The sequence below is a fragment of the Marinospirillum minutulum DSM 6287 genome (genome assembly GCF_000422325.1).
Lineage (GTDB): Bacteria > Pseudomonadota > Gammaproteobacteria > Pseudomonadales > Halomonadaceae > Marinospirillum > Marinospirillum minutulum.
In genome coordinates, this window is the sequence record NZ_KE383818.1 from 445,314 (window position 1) to 466,218 (window position 20,905).

Consider the following 20,905-nt stretch of genomic DNA (forward strand, 5'->3'; position numbering starts at 1 on the left):
AAATTCATTGTAACGTTTTTTATCGTAAAGCAAACCCCTGATAAGGGGTGTTTGTAGCAAAATAACACTTGACATTCTATCATTAGCGAAGGCGCTTTCTTTCGCTGGAAGGTGGAATACTCATGGCTTCGCGGTACTTGGCAACGGTACGCCGAGCAATTTGTATTCCGCTTTCTGCTAGTAGATCAGCTAGTTTGCTATCGGATAGTGGTTTTCTTGGTGGTTCATCGGCAATGAGTTTTTTTAACATGGCGCGTATGGCTGTTGAAGAAGCTTCACCCCCTTCGCTAGTAGCAACATGGCTAGAGAAAAAATACTTCAATTCATAAATACCCCTTGGGGTATGGATGTATTTTTGGGTGGTTGCGCGTGACACTGTTGATTCGTGCATATCTATGGCATCCGCAATATCAGCTAAAACCATAGGCACCATAAACTCATCACCTTTTTCTAGGAATTCTTGTTGGCGCTCAACAATTTTACTGCCCACTTTAAGCAGGGTTTCACTGCGGCTTTGCAGGCTTTTAATTAGCCATTGCGCATCGCGGTGGTGGCCTTTAAGGTAATCTTTGGTAGCGGTTGAATCTGCTCGGTTAATTAAGTCGTGGTAGTTGGCTTGTACTCGTAGTTTAGGCTGGCTTTCTGGGTTGAGTTCTACTCGCCAGCCATTGGTTGTACGTGTTAGGAGTAGATCGGGAATAATATAGCTAGATGCTTCACTTTCTATGCTGTTCCCTGGGCGTGGGTTAAGCTGTTGAATTAGCGTAATTACTTGGTGTAACTCGTCTTCATTGGCTAGCTTTAAACGGCGCATTAAAAAACGGTAGTCTCGTGCAGCTAGAACTTCTAAATATTGGTCTACCAGTTTTTTTGCTGGGTTCAAATAGGGTGTTTCAACTGCTAGCTGCTCTAACTGTAAAGCTAGGCACTCTTTTAAGTCTCTGGCGCCGACACCGGGTGGGTCGAAGCGTTGAATCAGTTTTAAAACCGAGTGAACTTCTGCGGTGGTGAGTTCTGCTAGCTGGCTATTTTGTTTTTTGAGGCCTTCTGTTATGGCATCTAAATCATCACGCAAGTAGCCTTCCGCGTTAATGCTATCAATTAAGGCTTCACCAATTAAGTGATCGGTGGGGTTGTGAATGTTTAGGTTAAGCTGCCAGAGTAGATGATCTGAAAGCGTTGTTACTGCTGTATCGCGTGCATAGTCTTCGTAATCTTCTACACTGCCTCCGCTACTAGAGCTGGGGCTGTAGTCTTGGCTATAAACATCATCCCAGCCTGTATCAACGGCTAGTTCTTCTGGCAGGTTTTTTTCTTCCCACTGGCTCATTTCTGTGGGTGTTGCTTCTTGCTGTGCATCTGCCTTTTGAGCTTCACGTGTTGCGGTATCAAAGGGGTCTGTCGCTACTTGGGGTTCTTCTTCATTTTCTTCTAGTTCAAGTAGCGGGTTTGCTTCTAGGGCTTGCTGTATCTCTTGTTGTAAATCAAGCGTAGAAAGCTGTAACAGGTAAATAGCCTGTTGCAGCTGTGGTGTTATTACTAGGTTCTGTGAGACGTTCAGCCCTAGGCTGGGTTTCATAGACATAAGAATTTAGCCCATTGATGCGATCTAAGAAAGCAAGTTTTATGCCAGTATTTAGGAGAGGTTATATCTTAAATTGTTCACCGAGGTAAACCCTTCTAACGTCTGCATTAGCTAAAATTTGTTCTGCGTTACCTTGAGCAATAATTGCACCATCGCTCACTATGTAAGCTCTTTCACAAATTTCTAAGGTTTCACGGACATTGTGGTCGGTAATTAGTACACCGATATTTCTTTTTTGTAACTGACGAATAATCCCCATAATTTCTGCAACTGAAATAGGGTCGACGCCTGCAAAGGGTTCGTCTAATAGGATAAAGTCTGGCTCAGTCGCCAAGGCTCTTGCAATTTCTACTCTGCGTCTTTCACCACCTGAGAGGCTCATTCCCTTGCTTTTGCGTATGTGCGTAATTGAAAACTCGTTTAATAATTCTTCAAGTAGCTCTGTTCGCTGTGTTTTACTGAGCTCTTTGCGTAGTTCTAAAATAGCCATAAGGTTATTTTCTACGCTAAGTTTACGAAAAACTGAGGCTTCTTGTGGTAGATAGCCTAACCCTGCTCTAGCACGGCCATGCATGGGTAGTTTGGTAATATCTTTGCCATCTAAAAAAATACTACCAGCATCAGCTTTAACTAAACCAACCACCATATAAAAAGAGGTGGTCTTACCTGCGCCATTAGGACCAAGTAAACCGACTATTTCACCTTGGTTAATGGTTAAGCTGATGTCTTTAACTACCTTGCGTCCTTTATAACTTTTTTGCAAGTTATTGGCTTGTAAGCACTTACTCATTTGTCTGCTCCTTTAGGAGCGGGTGTTAAAATGACTTCAACCCTTGCATCACTGGATGATTTTTGTTCGGCTTGAATGTCTTGGGTTATTAGGTTGTAAGTGAGTTGGTGGCCAGTAAAACTGTCGGCACCCTGAATAAGCCGTGCTTTGCCGGTTAAAATAACTAAATCTTGCGAAGGCAGGTAATCAATAACCTCTCCCCAAGCCTCAACTTCTGGTTTTATTGGGTCTGGCAGATCACGCATATAGGCTTGGCCTTTGGGCGTTGTTGCAACAGCCTGTTTTAGTTCGCCAGTGGTTGTACGTAGTATTTTTAAGTTGGCTGCTTCTATGACTAGCTCGCCTTGATGCACTTCAACATCGCCTTGATAAGTTGCTTGTTGCTGTTGGTTATTCCATTGCATGCTTTGGGCTTTAACTTGCAGGGGTAGCTCCCGATCTTCTGGTAAGGCTTTAGCTTCAGTAACAATAAAAGCTAGGGCTAACAGTAAGAAGGAAGTAACTTTGCTAGCTTGATAAGCAGGTTTTGTCATGGTTCAGTGCCCTGTATGGCTGGTGAGGGTAGGTAACTGCCTTGAACTTCTTGAAGTATTTCTGCTAGCCCAGTATCCATGTTTAGCTGCAGTCCTTTGCCTGTGGTTTTACCGCTAGGGCTTATAAAGCTAACAGGGTCTTTTGTGTGAGCAATGTTGGTTTGTGTGTCTACCCATAGACGATCAGTAAAAAACTCGGGTAGGTAGGTAGAATCTGGATTTAACGGGGTAATAATGACTTCTTCTTCAAGATAGATGTCTTTCTTGGCTAAGTTTTCAGCCCGCTTAGCAACCACTCGCCATACCTGCCCTTGTTCACTGTAATGGTGCATTAAAGGGCTTTCAAATAGGGTTAGGTCTTTTTCTGGGTAATGGGTTGCTTGAACTGAATTGAGGGTTTGTAGGCGTTTACCTTCGGCATTAAAGCGAGTTAAGCGAGCGGCTTCAACATAGTAGTCTGGTTCACCGTATTGTTCCGGCAGGCTAGCATGAGGTGGTGGTAGGCTTAAATCTTGTATGCCTACCACTAGAATGCCGAGTGCAATGAGCGCTAAGAGGGCGCCTAGTTTGCGTAAGGATGGAAACCTACTCATTGGCTAGTTAATGAGCACGTAGGTTGTAGAGGTAGTGGTTGATGCAGTCTTGCCATGTGCCCTGTGCCTGCATAATTAAGTCGGTTATTTCTCTAACGGCGCCTTTACCACCTTCTCGCTGGGTGGTGAAGTCGCTGTACTGTTGTATATAGCTGGGGGCATTGGCAACACTGGCACCAAAACCAGCTTTGCGTATTGCGGCTAGGTCGGGTAAATCATCGCCACAATAGCCAACTTGAGACCAGTCTAAGCCGAGTTCATTTACTATTTCGCCAAGCGCAGTAATTTTATCTTCACGGCCTTGTAATACCTGCTCAATTTTTAATGCTTCTGCACGCAGGCTAACTACTTTAGAAATACGCCCTGTAATTATTGCAACCTGTACGCCGCTGGCTTGCAACAGTTTTATACCTTGGCCATCTTGGGTATTAAAAGCCTTACTTTCTTCGCCGCCTTGTGCATGAAAAAAAAGGCTGCCATCGGTTAGCACGCCATCTACATCTAAAACCATTAAGCGTATAGGGCGAAGTTTTTCTAATAAGTTTTCGGTGATTTCCATGGTGGCTCACTAACAAGGGGTATAAAAATGACTGTTTCTACTAGGGCAGCTACTATAGCAGATTAGCTAAAAATTAAATCACTCCAGCCTTAAGTAAATCATGCATGTTTAATGCTCCAATTACTCGCAAGTCTTTATCTATAACGGGTAGGGCGCTAATTTTATTCTCTTCCATTAAAAGAACTGCTTCGGCTGCGAGTAGATCGGCTTGGATCTGCTTGCTGCCTTGAGTCATGACATCGGCAACTTTTATATCACGTAAATCAAGGTTTTTATCTAGGGTGCGGCGCAAATCACCGTCGGTGTAGACACCAAGTAAATTGTGTTGTGTGTCTACAATGCAGGTAAAGCCTAGGCCTTTTTGAGTCATTTCTAGGAGGGCTTCTCGTAAGCTAGCGGTATCGAGTACTTTAGGTAGCGCATCACCTGTGTGCATGATATCGCTAACACGTAAAAGTAGTTTACGACCTAAGCTACCGCCTGGGTGAGAGAGGGCAAAATCATCTGGACCAAAACCTCTGGCTTGTAGAAGTGCTATAGCCAAAGCATCGCCTAAAACTAGGGCGGCCGTTGTGCTAGAAGTTGGTGCTAAATTTAAAGGACAGGCTTCACGGCTAATAGTTGCGTTAAGATGTATATTAGCTTCTTGTGCTAGAGTAGAGCTGGGTGCACCCGTTAGACCTATAATGGGAATGCCTAAGCGTTTTAGTAGTGGCAGTAAAGAGGTTACTTCGTTAGTCTCACCTGAATTAGATAAGGCTAAAACTAGGTCGCTACGGGTCACCATCCCTAAGTCACCATGACTGGCTTCACCTGGGTGCATAAAAAAAGATGGGGTTCCAGTACTGGCTAAGGTAGCAGCAATTTTATGGCCTATATGGCCAGATTTGCCCATGCCAGTAACTATAACGCGACCTTTGCAGCTTAAAATAAGCTCGCAAGCTGCAATAAAGCTTTGGTCTAATTGAGATGAAATTTCTTGCAATGCCTCTATTTCTAACTTAAGTGTACGGTGGGCTGATTCAAGGTAATCGGTAGTGACCATAAGTAACTGAGTGTCCGCGGGTATTTGCACTGGTGAATATGGGTGGCTAGCTTTAGCATTATAGCTTTTTTGAAGCTTACTTCTATGACTTCCGGCTGGAGAGTTTAATGCAAGATGATCTGGTTAAAGTTAATAACCTGCATTTTAGTCGTGGTGATAAGGCGATATTTTCTGGTGTTAACCTTAGTTTACGCAAAGGCAAGATAACGGCTATTTTAGGGCCTAGTGGTACGGGTAAAACAACCCTGCTGCACCTTATAGGAGGGCAGTTGCAGCCTGCTAGCGGCTCTGTTGAGGTTTTTGGTCAAGAAGTACCTAACTTAGGTCGCAAGGCATTATTTGAATTACGTAGTCGTATGGGTGTGCTGTTTCAGTCGGGTGCTTTGTTTACTGATATGACGGTGTTCGATAATGTCGCTTTTCCCTTACGTGTTCACACTAGCCTACCTGAAAGTATGATTAGAGACTTGGTATTAATTAAGCTTGAAGCTGTAGGTTTGCGGGGTGCGCGTAACTTGATGCCCGCTGAGCTTTCAGGAGGTATGGCTAGGCGAGTGGCTTTAGCTAGAGCCGTTGCCTTAGATCCTGAGTTATTAATGTACGATGAGCCTTTTGCTGGGCAAGATCCTATTTCTATGGGGGTTTTGGTACAGTTGGTTAAACGCTTAAATCAGGCTTTGGGTTTAACTTCGGTTATTGTTTCGCATGATTTAGCAGAAACGCTTTCCATTGCTGATTACGCCTATATTTTAGCTGATGGCAAAGTTATAGCAGAGGGTACACCTGCTGAGTTGGATGCGTCTATGCAAGATGAAGTGCGTCAGTTTATTGGTGGGCTACCTGATGGCCCCGTTGCTTTTAATTATCCAGCGGTTAGCTTTGCTGATGATTTATTTGCTCAAGAGGATTTAACTTATGCTTGATTGGCTTGCTCGTCTAGGGCGTCAAGGCCTGTTGCTTACTACTGCGCTTGGGCGGTCGAGTATCTTTCTTTTTCAATCTTTAGCTGGATTTCCTAAAAGTAGTGAAGCTTTAACTCTCTGGTTAAGGCAAGTTTATTCCGTGGGTGTTTTATCCTTAATCATTATTCTAGTATCAGGCTTGTTTATTGGTATGGTGCTAGCTTTGCAGGGTTATACCATCTTAGTTGATTTTGGTGCAGAACAAGCTTTAGGGCAGATGGTGGCGCTGAGTTTAACTCGTGAGCTAGCACCTGTAGTTGCAGCTTTGCTGTTTGCAGGGCGTGCAGGTTCAGCACTAACTGCTGAAATTGGTTTAATGAAAGCCACTGAGCAGCTATCGAGTTTAGAAATGATTGGTGTCGATCCTTTGCGTCGTATTATTGCACCTAGACTGTTGGCGGGGTTTGTAGCCTTACCGGTATTAACGATTATTTTTACCTTTGTGGGTGTTTGGGGTGGCTGGTTAGTTGGAGTTGATTGGCTGGGCGTTGATGAAGGTGCGTTTTGGAGCAATATGCAGTCATCGGTTTCTTTTCGAGAAGATGTGCTTAATGGGGTAATTAAAAGCTTGGTATTTGCTTTTGTTGTAACTTGGATAGCTGTGTTTCAAGGCTATGATTTAGTGCCAACATCTGAAGGTATCAGTCGTGCCACTACTCGAACGGTGGTTTATTCTTCTTTGGCTGTGTTAGGACTGGATTTTGTTTTAACTGCACTAATGTTTAGTAATTTATAAGTAGGTGGATTAAATAATGCGTAATCAACGTTGGGTAGAAGTGACTGTCGGTGCCTTTATGCTATTGGGTTTTGCCGCTTTATTATTTTTGGCTTTTAAAGTGAGTGGCTTAGCACAATCTTCTGAACAGGATGGTTTTGAGGTTGAAGCCTGCTTTGGCGATATAGGTGGGTTAAAACCAAGATCAAGAGTTACCCTAGCAGGTGTCACGGTTGGTCGTGTTGCTGCTATTGATTTAGATTTTCAGTGGTTTGAAGCCTGTGTAACCCTACAGCTTGATAAAAATTTAGCTAATAAACTAACGACTGATACTGCAGCTGCCATTCAAACAGCAGGCTTGCTAGGTGATAATTACATTAGCCTAACACCAGGTATTGATGAAACCTACCTTGCTGCTGGAGATAGCTTAAAAGATACCCAGTCAGCACTTATTTTAGAGCAGCTTGTTAACCAATTTATTTCTAACTCAAGCAAGGATTAGAGAAGAGTAATGAAGTCTTTTAGAATTATTTATATAAGTTTGCTATTTCTTGGGTTAATGACTAGCCAAGCTCAGGCTGAAGTTAGTAATTCATCGCAACAGGTGGTTAAGCAGGGCATTGCCGATTTAACCGAGGTTTTTGAGAGCAGTAAATCAATTTATGCAACTGATCCTCAGCAGCTTTATAACAAGCTAGATACCGCCTTGCAGCCTTATGTTGATTTTCGCTATATCAGTGCTCGAGTGATGGGTGGGCGTTATTTTCGTGCCGCCACACCAGCGCAACGTACTGAATTTGCGACTACCTTTCAAACAACACTGGTAAAAACTTTTGGACAGGGTTTGATGAATTTTGACTACCGAGAGTTTGATCTTCAGCTAGAAGAACGGGAGACTCGTTTTGAAGACCAAGATAATGTTGCTTTAGATGTGGTCGCTAAGGATGGAAAGCGCTACCCGCTAACTTTTACTCTGCGTTTAAGCGGGGGAGAGTGGAAGATTATTAACCTAATCGTTAATGGCGTTAATCTAGGGTTAACGTTTAACAGCCAATTTGATCGAGCCATGCGTGAAAATAATCGTGATTTTGATCTGGTTATTGCTAACTGGTCACCTGACCAAACCCTGGGAGAACTACAAAAGGGTGAGGTTGAATAATGGCTAAACTGCAGCAGTTAAGTTGCGGCAACTGGTCTTTAGTGGGCCAGGTTGAATTTGCCACTGCAGAAAAACTAGCTGAAGCGTTAAAAATAGAAGATAAAGCAAAAAAACTACAGGTTTCTTTAAAAGAAGCCAGTGGTGGCTCGGCTTTACTTCTAGTCTTGCTGGCTTGGCAACGCCGCTGCTTGGCTCTGGGTGCAGAACTCAGTTTAGTTGATGTGCCGCTACAGTTACAAAAAGTTGCTGAATTAAGCCATTTACAGAACCTACTACCCTTGGTGTTTAACACTAAAGTACTTAGCTAAGGTGCCCAAGCGCAGCCTTTTCAGTTATTATGCCTAAGATTAATAAGCTAAAAATATTTTAGGCAGCTGCTGTTTATTTATTAAGGAGTAACCATGCAAGCCCAGACCTTGAAAGAAATGTTAGAAAGCCGTATTCCCGAGTGTGAGTTTATAGTTAAGGGTGATGATGGGCGGCATTTTGAAGTAATCGCTGTTGGCGAAGTGTTTGCTAGTTTGCCTAGTCCTGTTAAAAAGCAGCAACTTGTTTTTTCTGCATTAAGTGAAGAGTTTGCGACAGACAAGCTTCATGCCATGGCATTAAAAACCTACACCCCAGAACAATGGGCAAAAGTTAAAGATTTACAGGCATTTTAAGGCCCTAATATAAGAATGGATAAACTACTAATTACTGGGGGACACCCCCTTGATGGCGAAGTGTGGATCTCAGGTGCCAAAAACTCAGCCTTGCCTATTTTAGCGGCAAGTCTATTAGTTGATGGGCCTGTATCTATCGGAAACCTGCCTCATTTACACGATATTACTACCATGATTGAACTCTTAGGTGGTATGGGCGTGCAGGCAGTAGTCGATGAAAAGATGTCCCTTGAATTAGACGCCAGTTACCTAGATAACTGCGTAGCACCCTATGAACTAGTTAAAACCATGCGTGCTTCTATTCTTGTGCTTGGGCCTTTAATGGCACGTTTTGGCAAGGCTGAAGTTTCTTTACCTGGTGGCTGTGCTATAGGAAGTCGCCCAGTGAATTTGCACCTTGATGGCTTAAAAAAGATGGGTGCTGAAATTCGTGTAGAAGAAGGCTACATTCGTGGCAAGGTTAGTGGGCGTTTACAAGGTGCACACATCTTATTTGATATGGTGACAGTGACAGGTACAGAAAACCTAATGATGGCTGCTGTGCTAGCTGAAGGTCGCACCATCTTAGAAAATGCCGCACGTGAACCAGAAGTAGTCGACTTGGCAGATTTCTTAAATGCCATGGGCGCAAAAATAACAGGTGAAGGCACAGATACAATAATTATTGATGGCGTAGATAAATTAAGTGGCTGTCATTTTAACGTGGTTGCTGACCGTATAGAGGCGGGAACTTTTCTAGTGGCTGGTGCTGCTACCCGTGGTCGAGTGAGAATTAAGCATACACGCGTTGATATTCTTGATGCTGTTTTAGCAAAATTGAAAGAAGCGGGCGCTGTTATTACCTCGGGTGATGATTGGATAGAATTAGATATGCAGGGTAAACGCCCTAAAGCAGTCAGCATTAGAACAGCACCCTATCCAGCCTTTCCTACCGATATGCAAGCTCAGTTTATGGCTTTAAATGCTATAGCCGAAGGTACAGGTACGGTTATAGAAACCATTTTTGAAAATCGGTTTATGCACGTACAAGAAATTCAACGTATGGGTGCAGATATTCAAGTTGAGGGCAATACAGCTATTATTCGTGGCGTAGACAAGCTAACCGGTGCACCCGTAATGGCCACCGATTTAAGAGCATCGGCCAGTTTGGTAATTGCTGCTTTAGTTGCTGAAGGTGATACGCTAGTTGATCGTATTTACCATATAGACCGTGGCTATGAGTGTATTGAAGAAAAGCTTATGTTACTAGGTGCTAAAATAAAGCGTATTGCTGCCTGATAAAAGATTAACGAGAGAAATAATGCCACTAAGTCTAACGCTAGCCCTTTCTAAAGGGCGAATTCTAGATGATACCCTGCCACTTCTAGCTGATGCTGGCATAGTGCCAGCAGAAGATATTAGTAAAAGCCGCAAACTAATATTTGATACTAACCTACCGGGTGTTCGTTTGCTGATTATCCGTGCTACCGATGTGCCTACCTATGTTGAGCTAGGTGCAGCAGACCTAGGTGTATCAGGTAAAGATGTGCTGATAGAGCATGGTGGTAGTGGTATGTATGAACCCTTAGATTTAAAAATTGCTGCTTGTAAGCTAATGACCGCAGCCATTAAAGGTTCAGTACAACCAGAAGGTCGTCGTCGTGTTGCCACTAAATTTGTGAATACGGCTAAGCGCTGGTATGCCGAACAAGGCATTCAAGTTGATTTAATTAAACTCTACGGTGGCATGGAATTAGCGCCCATTATGGGCTTGGCTGACGAAATCGTCGATATTGTTGATACGGGTAACACACTAAAAGCAAATGGTTTAGAGCCACGCGAATTTATTGCTGATATTTCTTCACGCTTGGTTGTTAACCGTGCTTCAATGAAAATGAAGTACCAGTTAATTCAACCGCTGCTAGATCGCTTACGTTTAGCAGTTGAAAAACGCTCAACTACTTCTACCTAATCAAATTTGTTGCTTGGAATTAAAAATGAGTTCGACTCTTGCTGTAAGAAGACTAAATGCAAATAATCCAGATTTTTCTACTACCTTAGATAAGTTACTTGCTTGGGAGGGGGTTTCCAATGCCAAGGTACAAGAACAGGTAGAGACAATTATTGCTGAGGTTCGTCAAAAAGGTGATGCCGCTGTCTTAGCCTTTACACAAAAGTTTGACCAGCATCCAGCAACCGAGTTTTCTCAGCTAGAAGTTTCTCAGCAGCAACTAAAAGCCGCTTATGAAAGCTTGCCTGCCAAAAGACGTGAAGCTTTAGAGGTAGCGGCTAAGCGTGTAACCAGCTATCACGAACATCAAAAACAACCCTCTTGGAACTACACCGAAGCAGACGGAACCCTGTTAGGCCAACAGGTAACACCACTCGACCGTGTTGGTGTTTATGTGCCCGGCGGTAAGGCAGCCTACCCTTCTTCCGTTTTAATGAATGTGCTGCCTGCAAAAGTAGCAGGTGTTAAAGAAATTATTATGGTGGCTCCAGCGCCCAAAGGTGAGTTAAACCCCTTGGTGTTAGGAGCAGCTTATTTGGCGGGTGCAACAAGGGTATTTGCACTAGGCGGTGCGCAAGCCGTTGCAGCCTTGGCTTATGGTACAGAAACCGTACCAGCCTGCGACAAAATAGTCGGTCCGGGTAATATTTATGTCGCCACTGCTAAGCGTGCTGTATTTGGCAAGGTTGGCATAGATATGATTGCTGGCCCCTCAGAGATTTTAGTGGTTGGTGATGGAGAAACAGATCCGGATTGGATAGCGATGGATTTATTCTCCCAAGCTGAACACGATGAAGATGCCCAATCTATTTTAATTAGTTGGAATGCTGCTTGGTTAGATAAAGTGGAAAAGAGTATTCGTAAACTACTACCCACCATGGAACGAGCAGAAATTATTAAGGCATCATTAGAAAATCGTGGTGCACTAATTCAGGTTGAAAATGAGGCACAAGCCGTTGAACTAATTAACCGCATTGCGCCAGAGCACCTAGAGTTATCGGTTGCCGACCCAGAGGCTTGGCTACCTAATATTCGTCATGCTGGCGCTATTTTTATGGGGCGTTACACGGCTGAGGCAATAGGTGATTACTGTGCTGGACCCAACCACGTTTTACCTACCTCAGGTACAGCGCGTTTTTCTTCACCACTGGGTGTGTATGATTTTCAAAAGCGTTCTTCACTTATTTTTTGCTCACCTGAAGGTGCTGCCACCTTAGGGCGCATTGCCAACGAGCTAGCAGAAGGTGAATCCCTGACTGCTCATGCTCGCTCAGCAGCTTACCGTATTAAAGACTAAAGCAAACTAGACCTTAACGCTGAGGGCTAGCAGGACGCTGGCCTATGGTTGCTGTTAACGCTTTACTGCGGCCATTACGGCTAAGGTTAAAGACAACTTGAGTGTTAGGTTTTAGTCCTGCTATGTAGTTAATGGCAGCTCTAGCGCCTTCTACCTTTCTATTGTTAATGTGAGTGATCACATCACCTGGTTTCAAACCTGCTTTATCGGCCGGGCCATTCCGTAACAACCCTGCTACTAGAATACCCTGAGTATCCTCTAGTTTAAGCGATTGTGCTAAAGCACTAGTCAACTCTTGCACCTCAATACCCATCCAACCACGTACTACAAAGCCTTCGTTAATTAAATCTAGCATGATCTGTTTGGCTAGATTAGAAGGAATAGCAAAGCCGATGCCTTGTGAACCACCTGAGCGAGTAAAGATAGCTGTATTAATACCTAATAATTGACCGTAAGGATTAACCAAAGCACCGCCTGAATTACCGGGGTTAATTGCTGCGTCGGTTTGAATAAAGTCTTCGTAAGTATTAATGCCTAAACTATTACGACCTAGCGCACTAATGATACCTTGGGTTACTGTTTGGCCCACGCCAAAAGGATTACCTATGGCTAGCACTACATCACCTACTTCTAAAGTGTCTGAAGAGGCAAGAGAAATCATGGGTAGGTTATCGAGTTCAATTTTGAGTACAGCTAAGTCTGATTCAGGGTCACTACCAATAATACGCGCAAAGGTTTCTCTACCATCCCTTAGCGCAACTCGAATTTCATCGGCATTATTAACAACATGGTGGTTGGTTAAAATATAACCTTCGCTACTCACTAAAACACCTGAGCCAAGGCTAGACTGCATACGTTTTTGAGTGGGTAGGTTTTCTTGTCCAAAAAAATGACGAAAGAAAGGGTCATTCATAAAGGGGTTGGTTTGTTGTGCTACTAGCTTGGTGGTATAGATATTAACTACAGCAGGTGCAGCCATACGTACCGCAGAAGCATAAGAAACTGGGCCTTCTTGGCGGGCAACTAGCAGTGGCTCGCTAGCATGAATTTCAGCTAAAGCTTGGTTGACTGCTGGTTGCCCCGTTAGGCTAGGAAAAGCTTGTAGCAATAAAGCGGCAAAAAGTAGACCGCTGATTAAGGGCCAGACAAGTTGTGGCTTTAAAAATTTCATGAATTAAAGTAACTCCAGCAAAGCTTAGGTAGACTAATTTTACCTGACTAATGAATGATTTGCTGAGTGAAATTGGGGCAAATTTTATATAAAACAAGTAACAGTAATTGAGGAAGAGGCATGACGGTTGAATTAAAAGTACTGATTACAGAACTAGATAACTATTTACAAATACAGGATTTTAAAGACTATTGCCCTAATGGTTTGCAAGTTGAAGGTAAAAGCCAAATCAAAAAAATTGTAACAGGTGTAACAGCATCCCAAGCACTAATTGAAAAAGCCCTAGCCAGTAAAGCCGATGCCTTGTTAGTACACCATGGTTATTTTTGGAAGGGTGAAGCGCAGCCGCTTGTTGGCATGAAAGGTAAGCGAGTAGCAACTTTAATGCGTAACGATATAAGTTTAATTGCTTACCATCTACCCTTAGATGCCCACCCAAAATTAGGCAATAACCAACAGCTAGCCGAGGTGATGGGTTGGAAAGTAACGGGGGTGATGGACTCGCCTAGCTGGCCTTTAGGTTTGGTTGGCGAGCTGGTTGAGCCCTTGGCAGCAAAAGATTTTTCTGAACAGCTAACAAAAACCTTGGGTCAGCAGCCACTCCACCTAGCCGGACATGAGCGGCCAATTAAAACCTTAGCTTGGTGTACTGGTTCAGCAGAAGGGGGTATTTATCGTGCTGCTGAATTAGGCGTAGATGCCTACATTAGTGGTGAGGTGAGTGAGCAAACACTGCATGCGGCTCAAGAGTTGGGTATAGATTATTTTGCCGCAGGGCATCATGCAACAGAGCGTTATGGTGTAAAAGCTTTAGGGGAGTGGATAGCAAGCAAGTGGCAGGTTGACTGTGAGTTTATTGATTTGCCTAACCCTGTTTAGCCAAGGTGGTTACCTACCTGTGCTAATAATTAAGTTCACAGGTAGGTTAAAGCTTATTTTGTTTTAGGTTCAAAAACTTCAGGCTTAAGGCCAAAGTCTTCAGCTAGTGTGCCGCCGGACTTATCTGCAGCGTAATCTCTAGGCGGTTCAAAGCTTGGTTGTTGGAAGTTTTCAGATAAAGTACCGCCTTCCTTATTAGAGGCATAGTCTCTAGGCGGCTGATAATCGTTAGCTGTCCATTGTTCTGCTGCTTGATCTAGCATTTTTTGATCTTCCGATTTGCCAGTTAAGCGTTTAACTATCCCTTCATCGCTGCAAAGCTGACTTGCATCGGTTGCTAGTTGATTTTCCATGTTTTGCAATTGTTTGCTAAGCGAAGAAATGCTATTAGCTGTACGTGAAAAATGATCATTTAAGCTTTCACGGACTTGGTTTAACTCTAGCTCCCGCTCAGTTAATTGGTGGCGAATTTTGGTGTTTTGCACAGCACTAGTATTCATCCTACGATAAACCAAAGCACCTATAGCCCCACCAACTAAAAAGGATGTAAGAAGATAAAACCATTGGATATCAGCAAAGTTCACGTGCAGCTCCTCAAATTGGTGGCGAGTAAATACCGCCCTACAGTTGTTACCGCACATTATATCGGTCAGATGTGACTAGAGGTCAAGCCTTGCTAGCTAGGTTCTAGGGTTTAATCGTCTCACAGGCTTTGGAAGAGCCTTCTAGCTAGCGTATAATCTGCCCGTTTTATGGTTAACCGTTTTAATTAGAAGGGTAAGGGTAAAAAGTACATGACTCCCATGGAGCGTTATCTACAAGATCTTAAGCGGGAAGGTTTTAAGTCTGATCCTGCCCAAAAGCTTGCCGTTGAGCACCTGCAAAGGCTACACGATGATTTAGTCAATTCTGAGCAGGCAACCTCTAGCGGAATTTTTTCACGGCTACTAAAAAAGAAAACAAGCCAACCCATTAAAGGCCTGTATTTTTGGGGCGGTGTAGGGCGTGGTAAAACTTATTTAGTTGATACCTTCTTTGAATGCCTACCTTTTAAGCAAAAGATGCGTAATCATTTTCATCGGTTTATGCAGAGGGTTCATGCAGATTTAAAAAAATACGATGGGCAGGCTAATCCACTTAAGTTAGTAGCCAAACAACTAGCCAGTGAAGTTAGAGTACTTTGTTTAGATGAGTTTTATGTAAAAGATATTACCGATGCGATGATACTTGGCAACCTAATGGAAGCCTTGTTTGAAGAAGGCGTAGTGCTGGTGACTACTTCCAATATTGTGCCTGATGAGTTGTATAAAAATGGTTTGCAGCGTTCACGTTTTTTACCTGCCATCGATTTGCTTAAACGTTTTACTGAAGTGGTTAACGTCGATAGCGGGGTTGATTACCGTTTACGTACTTTAACTCAAGCAGAGATATACCACTCACCCTTAGATGCCGCTGCGGATCAAAGTTTAAACAAAAGTTTTGATGCAATGGTAAGGGTTGAAGGGCTGAAAAATGAGCCTATAACGATTAATGGGCGTGCGATACTAGCCCGTCGGGTGCATGATGGTATTGCTTGGTTTGAATTTGATGAGTTGTGTGACGGGCCACGAAGTCAATATGACTATATTGAGTTATCTAAAATTTTTCATACTGTGTTTTTATCTGATGTACCTCAATTAGGTGTTGAAAAAGACGACCAAACTCGACGCTTTATCAATTTAATTGATGAGTTTTATGACCGCAGTGTGAAAGTAATTATTTCTGCAGCTGCCAGTATAGAAAACATCTATTCAGGTGGTAGTTTGGCTTTTGAAATGGATCGCACCAAAAGCCGTTTGTTGGAAATGCAGTCGCATGAATATTTGGCAAGAGAGCATAAGCCCTAGACTAAGTTAGCTAACTGGTATAAAATCCGCGCTCCTTAGAAAGGTGTTGTGTTTCTAAGGCAACTTGTTATCAGCTAGTTAGCTAGGTAACCAATAAAAATAGGTAATGATCAGTACGATCTGAAGTGTTAAGGACACCTCAAGTCGTGAAGATCCTACTAAGGTAGATAGTTAAATGAAAACCACTGTTTCTGCAAAACCAGAAAGCGTAAAACGCGACTGGTATGTGGTAGATGCCACAGATAAAACGCTAGGTCGTCTAGCTACTGAGTTAGCTCGTCGTCTACGCGGTAAGCATAAGCCTGAGTACACGCCTCACGTTGATACAGGTGACTACCTAGTTATCATCAACGCTGAAAAAGTACGTGTAACAGGTAACAAAGCTAAGGGTAAAATTTATTACCGTCACACAGGTTTCCCTGGCGGCATTAAAGAAATGTCCTTTGAAAAGCTGATTGACCATGCGCCTGAGCGTGTTATTCAGGGTGCTGTAAAAGGTATGCTTCCTAAAGGACCTTTAGGTCGTGCAATGTTTGCTAAGCTGAAAGTTTACGCCGGCGCGGAACATCCGCACGCTGCCCAGCAACCGCAAACTCTGAATATTTAACGGAAGGTCGTCATGTCTGCTAATCAAAACTACGGCACCGGCCGTCGCAAAACCTCTACTGCTCGTGTGTTTTTAAAGCCTGGTAGCGGTAAAATTTCTATTAATGGTGCTAGTCTGCAAGACTACTTTTGCCGTGAAACTGCGCAAATGATTGTTATGCAACCACTAGAGCTAACAGATAATGCCACTAAGTTTGATTTGAATATCACTGTTTCTGGTGGTGGTTCAAGTGGTCAAGCTGGGGCAATTCGTCACGGTATTACTCGTGCACTTATGGATTATGATGAGTCATTACGTGCTTCATTACGTACTGCTGGTTATGTAACCCGTGATGCGCGTATGGTTGAGCGTAAGAAAGTTGGTCTGCGTAAAGCGCGTAAGCGTCCGCAATACTCTAAGCGTTAAGACTCGGAGTTTTGGCTACGGCCAACCAAAGAAACGCCTGGCCGCTGTAGGTTGGGCGTTTTTTTTTGCGACATTAAATAGTTTTATAAAAAGGTTCTACCACTAAATCACTAGTGTTTATAAGGTTTCCTTTCTTGTGTTAGTGGGTGCTTTTTTTTAAGATTAACCATATTTAAAAAATGGTTCGGGTGACGAATAGCGCTCGGATGAAGTTTTGTCGATGGGGAGAACCTTTAATGAGTAATGATGGCGTAAACAAGGGGCGGCGACGTTTCCTTGTTGGTGCGACATCCGTCGTCGGGGCGGTGGGCGCAGTAGGGGTTGCGGTACCTTTCGTAGCCTCTTGGAATCCTAGTGCCAAGGCACGTGCTGCTGGTGCACCGGCTCGGGCTGATATTTCCAAATTAGAGTTTGGGCAGCAGATGACGGTTGAATGGCGTGGTAAGCCTGTATGGATTATTCGTCGTACACCAGAAATGCTGAAAAGCTTAGAAACTATTGAGGACCGTTTAGCGGATCCTAACTCAGATGTCATTAGTCAGCAGCCTGACTATGCCAAAAATCGTGAGCGCTCAATTAAACCTGAGTTTGCTGTGGTTATTGGTATTTGTACGCATTTAGGTTGCTCTCCAACCTATCGTCCTGAGGTGGCAGCTGCAGACTTAGGTAGTGATTGGGTGGGTGGTTTCTTCTGTCCTTGCCATGGTTCACGCTTCGACTTATCCGGTCGTGTTATGCGTAGCCAACCGGCACCAACTAACCTTGAAGTGCCGCCCCATAGTTACATTGATGACAACACAATAATAATTGGTGTCGATGAGGAGAACGCATAATGGCTGGTAACCGTAATAAGGGGAATCCAGGCCTAATGGGTTGGATTGATGATCGTTTCCCCGCAACAGCTATGTGGGAAGATCACCTAAGTAAATACTATGCGCCTAAAAACTTTAACTTTTGGTACTTTTTTGGCTCGCTAGCCCTATTAGTACTAGTTAACCAGATACTGACTGGTATTTGGCTAACCATGAGTTATAACCCTTCTGCGGAAGGTGCTTTTGCTTCCATGGAATACATCATGCGTGATGTGGAAATGGGTTGGCTTATTCGTTATATGCACTCAACGGGTGCTTCAGCCTTCTTCGTTGTTGTTTACCTGCACATGCTGCGCGGTATGATGTACGGCTCTTACCAAAAACCACGTGAACTAATCTGGATTTTTGGTATGGCTATTTACCTAGCGCTAATGGCTGAAGCCTTTATGGGTTACCTGCTACCTTGGGGACAAATGTCTTACTGGGGTGCTCAGGTTATTATTTCTCTATTTGGTGCTATCCCTGTTATTGGTGGTGACCTAGCCCAGTGGATACGTGGTGATTACCTAATTTCTGGTATTACCCTAAACCGTTTCTTTGCACTCCACGTAGCTGCACTGCCTATTGTTATTATTGCGTTGGTAGTACTGCACATTCTTGCACTACACGAGGTGGGTTCTAACAACCCAGACGGTGTTGAAATTAAGAATGAGTTAGATGAAAACGGCATTCCAAAAGATGGTATTCCTTTCCATCCCTACTACACAGTGAAAGATATAGTCGGTGTAGCGGTATTTGCCTTTGTATTTGCTTTAATTGTGTTCTACTTCCCAGAAATGGGTGGTTACTTTATTGAAGCACCTAACTTTGAGCCAGCTAACCCGCTGAAAACACCAGACCATATTGCACCTGTTTGGTATTTCACACCCTTCTACGCCATTCTACGTGCCATTACTTTCTCTATTTTTGGTTTAGAGGCTAAGTTCTTGGGTGTTATCTTCATGGGTGCGGCCATAGCAATTCTTTTTGTATTGCCTTGGTTAGATCGTAGCCCAGTCAAATCTATCCGTTATAAGGGTTGGATGAGTAAGTTGGCTCTAGTGCTTTTCTGTATTAGCTTTGTGGTTTTAGGTGTGTTGGGTGTTCTACCTTCTACGCCAGGCCGTACTACGCTAGCTCAGTTATGTACTGCAATTTACTTCTTGGTTTTCATTCTGATGCCTTTTTACACCAGAATTGAAAAATGCAAACCCGTTCCAGAGAGAGTGACAGGCTAATGAAAAAGCAATTACTAGCAGTTATATTTGCGCTGGTGCCTGCCCTTTCTATGGCTGCAGGTTCTCCAGCTAAGCTGGATGCAATGACTCCAGATTTGTACAACGTTGAATCTTTGCATAATGGTGCACGTTTATTCGTAAACTACTGCATGGGTTGTCACTCTGCTGAGCATCAGCGTTTTGCTCGTACTGCTGAAGACTTAGGTATTCCACAAGAAGTTATAGAAGAAAACCTAATTCTTAACCCGCAGACGGCTTATAACGACCAAATGCGTATCGCTATGACTAAAGCTGACTCAGCTGTATGGTTTGGTACACCACCACCAGACTTAAGCTTAATGGCTCGCTTGAAGAGTCCTGAGTATATCTATAGCTTCTTGCGTAGCTTCTACCTAGACAGCGGCAAGCCTTGGGGTGTAAACAACACAGTTTTTCCTGATGTGGGTATGCCTCACGTACTAGCAGATTTACAAGGAACTTACAGCCTGTCTTGTGACCCTAATGCGGTTGGAGCTGGCACTATCGACCCACTTAAAGGAAAGGTTGCTAATCCACGTGACTGTTTTAAAGAAGCCACGCCAGGTAGCCTTTCACCAGCGGAGTTCGACAAAGCCGTTTATGATTTAACTAACTTTATGGTCTATGTGGCTGAGCCAAGCAAGTATCAGGCTAATTCACTTGCCCCTAAAGTATTAATCTTTATTGTAATCTTCTTCTTCTTCGCTTACCTGTTGAAGAAAGAGTACTGGCGAGATGTCAAATCTTGATCCGTTTCGTAAAACGGTTGAAGGTGAATTGATGTAAAAGCTGGCAGGGGCGTACGGTTTCCGTGCGCCTTTTGCTATTTCAGGCCTAAAAGCGTTATAGTAGTTGGCTGAATGTATAATGAGGAATTATTAATGAGCGTTGCTACCAAGCGTTCTTCCATGACCTTTTTTTCCGATAGTGAAGATCACTACAGCCACCGTGTACGTGTTGTTCTTGCTGAAAAAGGCGTTACTTTCGATTTATTAGATATCGATCCTAACAAGAAACCGGAAGAGTTAGCGGATCTTAATCCCTATAATAGCCTCCCCACCTTGCTTGATAGAGACCTAGTGCTTTATGAGTCTAAGGTAATGATGGAATATTTGGATGAGCGGTTTCCCCACCCACCCTTGCTACCCGTTTTTCCTGTAGCGCGTGCACAAAGTCGTCTTTGGGTGTACCGCATTGAAAAAGAATGGAGCCCTTTGGTTGAGCAGTTAACCAATGAGCCTACTGGCAAGAAAGCCGACAAAGCACGTAAAGAGCTACGCGAAAGCATTATTGGTGTTGCACCTATTTTTGCTGATCGTCCCTTCTTTATGAGTGATGAGTTCAGTTTAGTTGATTGCTGCGTGTTGCCCATACTTTGGCGTTTAAAGCATTTGGGTATTGAGTTGCCTGAAAAACAAGTGAAGCCTTTGCTTGATTATATGGAACGTTGCTTCAGTCGTGATGGCTTTATTGATAGCCTGTCTGAAGTTGAACGAGAAATGCGTTAATAGGGAATTCTTATGTCTACTTCTAGCCGTCCTTATTTATTGAGAGCCATTTATGAATGGTTATTAGATAACAACTTAACGCCGCATATTGTTATTGCAGTTGATATGCCAGGTGTTGAAGTACCTTCCTCTCATGTTGAGAAAGGGCAGCTAGTCTTAAATATTTCACCTGATGCCTGCCGTGACTTATTGTTAGGTGATGAAGAATTAACTTTTAGTGCCCGTTTTAATGGTACGCCTAGGCAAATACGTTCGCCCATAGATGCTGTTATGGCCATTTATGCGCGAGAAAATAACCTAGGTATGGTTTTTGGCCAAGAGCCTCGGTTAGAACTTTTAGTAACTGAACCGACTCAAGTGCCTGAAGCTAGTTCACAAAAAGCTTCAGACACCAAAGTAACCAAAAAGCCTAGCAGTAAAAAAGCGTCTCACCTTACAGTGGTTAAATAAAC

Annotated in this window: 26 protein-coding genes; 18 read left to right on the top strand and 8 right to left on the bottom strand. The window is 43.4% G+C overall.

From position 1 onward, the window contains the following. Positions 1-82: 82 nt before the first annotated feature. The 6 genes from H571_RS0111695 to H571_RS0111720 form a co-directional block, all read right to left on the bottom strand. Positions 83-1,585, bottom strand: a complete 1,503-nt coding sequence (locus H571_RS0111695; protein WP_342664345.1) for an RNA polymerase factor sigma-54 — start codon at positions 1,583-1,585, stop codon at positions 83-85. A 61-nt stretch (positions 1,586-1,646) separates the two neighbouring features. Then, on the bottom strand, positions 1,647-2,375 hold the full coding sequence (gene lptB, locus H571_RS0111700) for an LPS export ABC transporter ATP-binding protein (RefSeq protein ID WP_027849467.1): 729 nt from the start codon (positions 2,373-2,375) through the stop codon (positions 1,647-1,649). Next, complete coding sequence (lptA, locus tag H571_RS0111705; protein WP_027849468.1) at positions 2,372-2,908, bottom strand: lipopolysaccharide transport periplasmic protein LptA; 537 nt, start codon at positions 2,906-2,908, stop codon at positions 2,372-2,374. Before lptA ends, lptB begins: the two co-directional genes overlap by 4 nt. After that, on the bottom strand, positions 2,905-3,501 hold the full coding sequence (gene lptC, locus H571_RS15595; RefSeq protein ID WP_084482820.1) for an LPS export ABC transporter periplasmic protein LptC: 597 nt from the start codon (positions 3,499-3,501) through the stop codon (positions 2,905-2,907). Before lptC ends, lptA begins: the two co-directional genes overlap by 4 nt. Before the next feature lie 7 nt (positions 3,502-3,508). Beyond that, positions 3,509-4,060, bottom strand: coding sequence for a KdsC family phosphatase (locus tag H571_RS0111715; protein ID WP_027849469.1), 552 nt, complete (start codon positions 4,058-4,060; stop codon positions 3,509-3,511). Positions 4,061-4,133: 73 nt separating this feature from the next. Further along, on the bottom strand, positions 4,134-5,105 hold the full coding sequence (locus H571_RS0111720) for a KpsF/GutQ family sugar-phosphate isomerase (RefSeq protein WP_027849470.1): 972 nt from the start codon (positions 5,103-5,105) through the stop codon (positions 4,134-4,136). Positions 5,106-5,212: 107 nt separating this feature from the next. Between H571_RS0111720 and H571_RS0111725 the strand changes: the two genes are divergently transcribed. From H571_RS0111725 to hisD, 9 genes are all read left to right on the top strand, one after another. Beyond that, a complete protein-coding gene (locus H571_RS0111725; protein ID WP_027849471.1) occupies positions 5,213-6,028 on the top strand; it encodes an ABC transporter ATP-binding protein in 816 nt (271 codons plus the stop codon). Continuing rightward, a complete protein-coding gene (gene mlaE, locus H571_RS0111730) occupies positions 6,021-6,803 on the top strand; it encodes a lipid asymmetry maintenance ABC transporter permease subunit MlaE (RefSeq protein ID WP_027849472.1) in 783 nt (260 codons plus the stop codon). Before H571_RS0111725 ends, mlaE begins: the two co-directional genes overlap by 8 nt. Positions 6,804-6,819: 16 nt before the next feature. After that, complete coding sequence (gene mlaD / locus H571_RS0111735) at positions 6,820-7,284, top strand: outer membrane lipid asymmetry maintenance protein MlaD (RefSeq protein ID WP_027849473.1); 465 nt, start codon at positions 6,820-6,822, stop codon at positions 7,282-7,284. 9 nt (positions 7,285-7,293) lie between these two features. After that, positions 7,294-7,941: an MlaC/ttg2D family ABC transporter substrate-binding protein gene (locus H571_RS0111740; RefSeq protein WP_027849474.1), complete on the top strand. Its 648-nt coding sequence runs from the start codon at positions 7,294-7,296 to the stop codon at positions 7,939-7,941. Beyond that, positions 7,941-8,249, top strand: a complete 309-nt coding sequence (locus H571_RS0111745) for an STAS domain-containing protein (protein WP_027849475.1) — start codon at positions 7,941-7,943, stop codon at positions 8,247-8,249. Before H571_RS0111740 ends, H571_RS0111745 begins: the two co-directional genes overlap by 1 nt. 93 nt (positions 8,250-8,342) lie before the next feature. After that, entirely contained in the window at positions 8,343-8,603 is a 261-nt protein-coding gene (locus tag H571_RS0111750) for a BolA family protein (RefSeq protein ID WP_027849476.1), read from the top strand. Positions 8,604-8,618: 15 nt separating this feature from the next. Continuing rightward, a complete protein-coding gene (gene murA, locus H571_RS0111755; RefSeq protein WP_027849477.1) occupies positions 8,619-9,881 on the top strand; it encodes a UDP-N-acetylglucosamine 1-carboxyvinyltransferase in 1,263 nt (420 codons plus the stop codon). Between the two features lie 22 nt (positions 9,882-9,903). Next, positions 9,904-10,554, top strand: a complete 651-nt coding sequence (gene hisG, locus H571_RS0111760) for an ATP phosphoribosyltransferase (RefSeq protein ID WP_027849478.1) — start codon at positions 9,904-9,906, stop codon at positions 10,552-10,554. 25 nt (positions 10,555-10,579) lie between these two features. After that, on the top strand, positions 10,580-11,890 hold the full coding sequence (gene hisD, locus H571_RS0111765) for a histidinol dehydrogenase (protein ID WP_027849479.1): 1,311 nt from the start codon (positions 10,580-10,582) through the stop codon (positions 11,888-11,890). A 13-nt stretch (positions 11,891-11,903) separates the two neighbouring features. Here hisD and H571_RS0111770 read toward each other — a convergent pair whose 3' ends face one another. After that, positions 11,904-13,061 carry a Do family serine endopeptidase gene (locus H571_RS0111770; protein ID WP_027849480.1) on the bottom strand — a complete coding sequence of 386 codons (1,158 nt, stop codon included), beginning with the start codon at positions 13,059-13,061 and terminating at the stop codon, positions 11,904-11,906. A gap of 120 nt (positions 13,062-13,181) precedes the next feature. Here H571_RS0111770 and H571_RS0111775 point away from each other — a divergent pair, with 120 nt between their 5' ends. Continuing rightward, complete coding sequence (locus H571_RS0111775; protein ID WP_027849481.1) at positions 13,182-13,940, top strand: Nif3-like dinuclear metal center hexameric protein; 759 nt, start codon at positions 13,182-13,184, stop codon at positions 13,938-13,940. A gap of 53 nt (positions 13,941-13,993) precedes the next feature. Here the strand turns inward: H571_RS0111775 and H571_RS0111780 are convergent, their stop codons facing one another. Then, the gene (locus tag H571_RS0111780) at positions 13,994-14,524 is read right to left on the bottom strand and encodes a Z-ring associated ZapG family protein (protein WP_027849482.1); all 531 of its coding nucleotides are present in this window, start codon (positions 14,522-14,524) and stop codon (positions 13,994-13,996) included. 210 nt (positions 14,525-14,734) lie between these two features. On the opposite strand from H571_RS0111780, the gene zapE reads away from it, so the two are divergent. The 8 genes from zapE to H571_RS15075 all read left to right on the top strand — a co-directional run bounded on the left by zapE (position 14,735) and on the right by H571_RS15075 (position 20,903). After that, positions 14,735-15,826 carry a cell division protein ZapE gene (gene zapE / locus H571_RS0111785; RefSeq protein ID WP_027849483.1) on the top strand — a complete coding sequence of 364 codons (1,092 nt, stop codon included), beginning with the start codon at positions 14,735-14,737 and terminating at the stop codon, positions 15,824-15,826. Positions 15,827-16,001: 175 nt separating this feature from the next. Further along, positions 16,002-16,433, top strand: a complete 432-nt coding sequence (gene rplM, locus H571_RS0111790; protein WP_027849484.1) for a 50S ribosomal protein L13 — start codon at positions 16,002-16,004, stop codon at positions 16,431-16,433. Between the two features lie 12 nt (positions 16,434-16,445). Next, on the top strand, positions 16,446-16,838 hold the full coding sequence (rpsI, locus tag H571_RS0111795; protein ID WP_027849485.1) for a 30S ribosomal protein S9: 393 nt from the start codon (positions 16,446-16,448) through the stop codon (positions 16,836-16,838). Positions 16,839-17,074: 236 nt separating this feature from the next. Next, a complete protein-coding gene (gene petA / locus H571_RS0111800; RefSeq protein WP_027849486.1) occupies positions 17,075-17,671 on the top strand; it encodes a ubiquinol-cytochrome c reductase iron-sulfur subunit in 597 nt (198 codons plus the stop codon). Next, entirely contained in the window at positions 17,671-18,927 is a 1,257-nt protein-coding gene (locus H571_RS0111805; protein WP_051168311.1) for a cytochrome b, read from the top strand. The genes petA and H571_RS0111805 overlap by 1 nt, the downstream gene beginning before the upstream one ends. Next, a complete protein-coding gene (locus tag H571_RS0111810; RefSeq protein WP_027849488.1) occupies positions 18,927-19,694 on the top strand; it encodes a cytochrome c1 in 768 nt (255 codons plus the stop codon). Before H571_RS0111805 ends, H571_RS0111810 begins: the two co-directional genes overlap by 1 nt. A gap of 132 nt (positions 19,695-19,826) precedes the next feature. Then, positions 19,827-20,453, top strand: a complete 627-nt coding sequence (locus H571_RS0111815) for a glutathione S-transferase N-terminal domain-containing protein (RefSeq protein WP_027849489.1) — start codon at positions 19,827-19,829, stop codon at positions 20,451-20,453. A gap of 12 nt (positions 20,454-20,465) precedes the next feature. Further along, on the top strand, positions 20,466-20,903 hold the full coding sequence (locus H571_RS15075) for a ClpXP protease specificity-enhancing factor (RefSeq protein ID WP_036218176.1): 438 nt from the start codon (positions 20,466-20,468) through the stop codon (positions 20,901-20,903). Positions 20,904-20,905: the final 2 nt, after the last annotated feature.

Coding starts and splice junctions, on each gene's coding strand:
- murA (WP_027849477.1), top strand. CDS start 8,619: ATGGATAAACTACTAATTACTGGGGGACACCCCCTTGATGGCGAAGTG.
- H571_RS0111725 (WP_027849471.1), top strand. CDS start 5,213: ATGCAAGATGATCTGGTTAAAGTTAATAACCTGCATTTTAGTCGTGGT.
- H571_RS0111770 (WP_027849480.1), bottom strand. CDS start 13,061: ATGAAATTTTTAAAGCCACAACTTGTCTGGCCCTTAATCAGCGGTCTA.
- mlaD (WP_027849473.1), top strand. CDS start 6,820: ATGCGTAATCAACGTTGGGTAGAAGTGACTGTCGGTGCCTTTATGCTA.
- mlaE (WP_027849472.1), top strand. CDS start 6,021: ATGCTTGATTGGCTTGCTCGTCTAGGGCGTCAAGGCCTGTTGCTTACT.
- hisG (WP_027849478.1), top strand. CDS start 9,904: ATGCCACTAAGTCTAACGCTAGCCCTTTCTAAAGGGCGAATTCTAGAT.
- H571_RS0111815 (WP_027849489.1), top strand. CDS start 19,827: ATGAGCGTTGCTACCAAGCGTTCTTCCATGACCTTTTTTTCCGATAGT.
- lptC (WP_084482820.1), bottom strand. CDS start 3,501: ATGAGTAGGTTTCCATCCTTACGCAAACTAGGCGCCCTCTTAGCGCTC.
- H571_RS0111775 (WP_027849481.1), top strand. CDS start 13,182: ATGACGGTTGAATTAAAAGTACTGATTACAGAACTAGATAACTATTTA.
- rpsI (WP_027849485.1), top strand. CDS start 16,446: ATGTCTGCTAATCAAAACTACGGCACCGGCCGTCGCAAAACCTCTACT.
- H571_RS0111695 (WP_342664345.1), bottom strand. CDS start 1,585: ATGTCTATGAAACCCAGCCTAGGGCTGAACGTCTCACAGAACCTAGTA.
- H571_RS0111810 (WP_027849488.1), top strand. CDS start 18,927: ATGAAAAAGCAATTACTAGCAGTTATATTTGCGCTGGTGCCTGCCCTT.
- lptA (WP_027849468.1), bottom strand. CDS start 2,908: ATGACAAAACCTGCTTATCAAGCTAGCAAAGTTACTTCCTTCTTACTG.
- lptB (WP_027849467.1), bottom strand. CDS start 2,375: ATGAGTAAGTGCTTACAAGCCAATAACTTGCAAAAAAGTTATAAAGGA.
- H571_RS15075 (WP_036218176.1), top strand. CDS start 20,466: ATGTCTACTTCTAGCCGTCCTTATTTATTGAGAGCCATTTATGAATGG.
- hisD (WP_027849479.1), top strand. CDS start 10,580: ATGAGTTCGACTCTTGCTGTAAGAAGACTAAATGCAAATAATCCAGAT.
- zapE (WP_027849483.1), top strand. CDS start 14,735: ATGACTCCCATGGAGCGTTATCTACAAGATCTTAAGCGGGAAGGTTTT.
- petA (WP_027849486.1), top strand. CDS start 17,075: ATGAGTAATGATGGCGTAAACAAGGGGCGGCGACGTTTCCTTGTTGGT.
- H571_RS0111805 (WP_051168311.1), top strand. CDS start 17,671: ATGGCTGGTAACCGTAATAAGGGGAATCCAGGCCTAATGGGTTGGATT.
- H571_RS0111740 (WP_027849474.1), top strand. CDS start 7,294: ATGAAGTCTTTTAGAATTATTTATATAAGTTTGCTATTTCTTGGGTTA.
- H571_RS0111745 (WP_027849475.1), top strand. CDS start 7,941: ATGGCTAAACTGCAGCAGTTAAGTTGCGGCAACTGGTCTTTAGTGGGC.
- H571_RS0111715 (WP_027849469.1), bottom strand. CDS start 4,060: ATGGAAATCACCGAAAACTTATTAGAAAAACTTCGCCCTATACGCTTA.
- rplM (WP_027849484.1), top strand. CDS start 16,002: ATGAAAACCACTGTTTCTGCAAAACCAGAAAGCGTAAAACGCGACTGG.
- H571_RS0111720 (WP_027849470.1), bottom strand. CDS start 5,105: ATGGTCACTACCGATTACCTTGAATCAGCCCACCGTACACTTAAGTTA.
- H571_RS0111750 (WP_027849476.1), top strand. CDS start 8,343: ATGCAAGCCCAGACCTTGAAAGAAATGTTAGAAAGCCGTATTCCCGAG.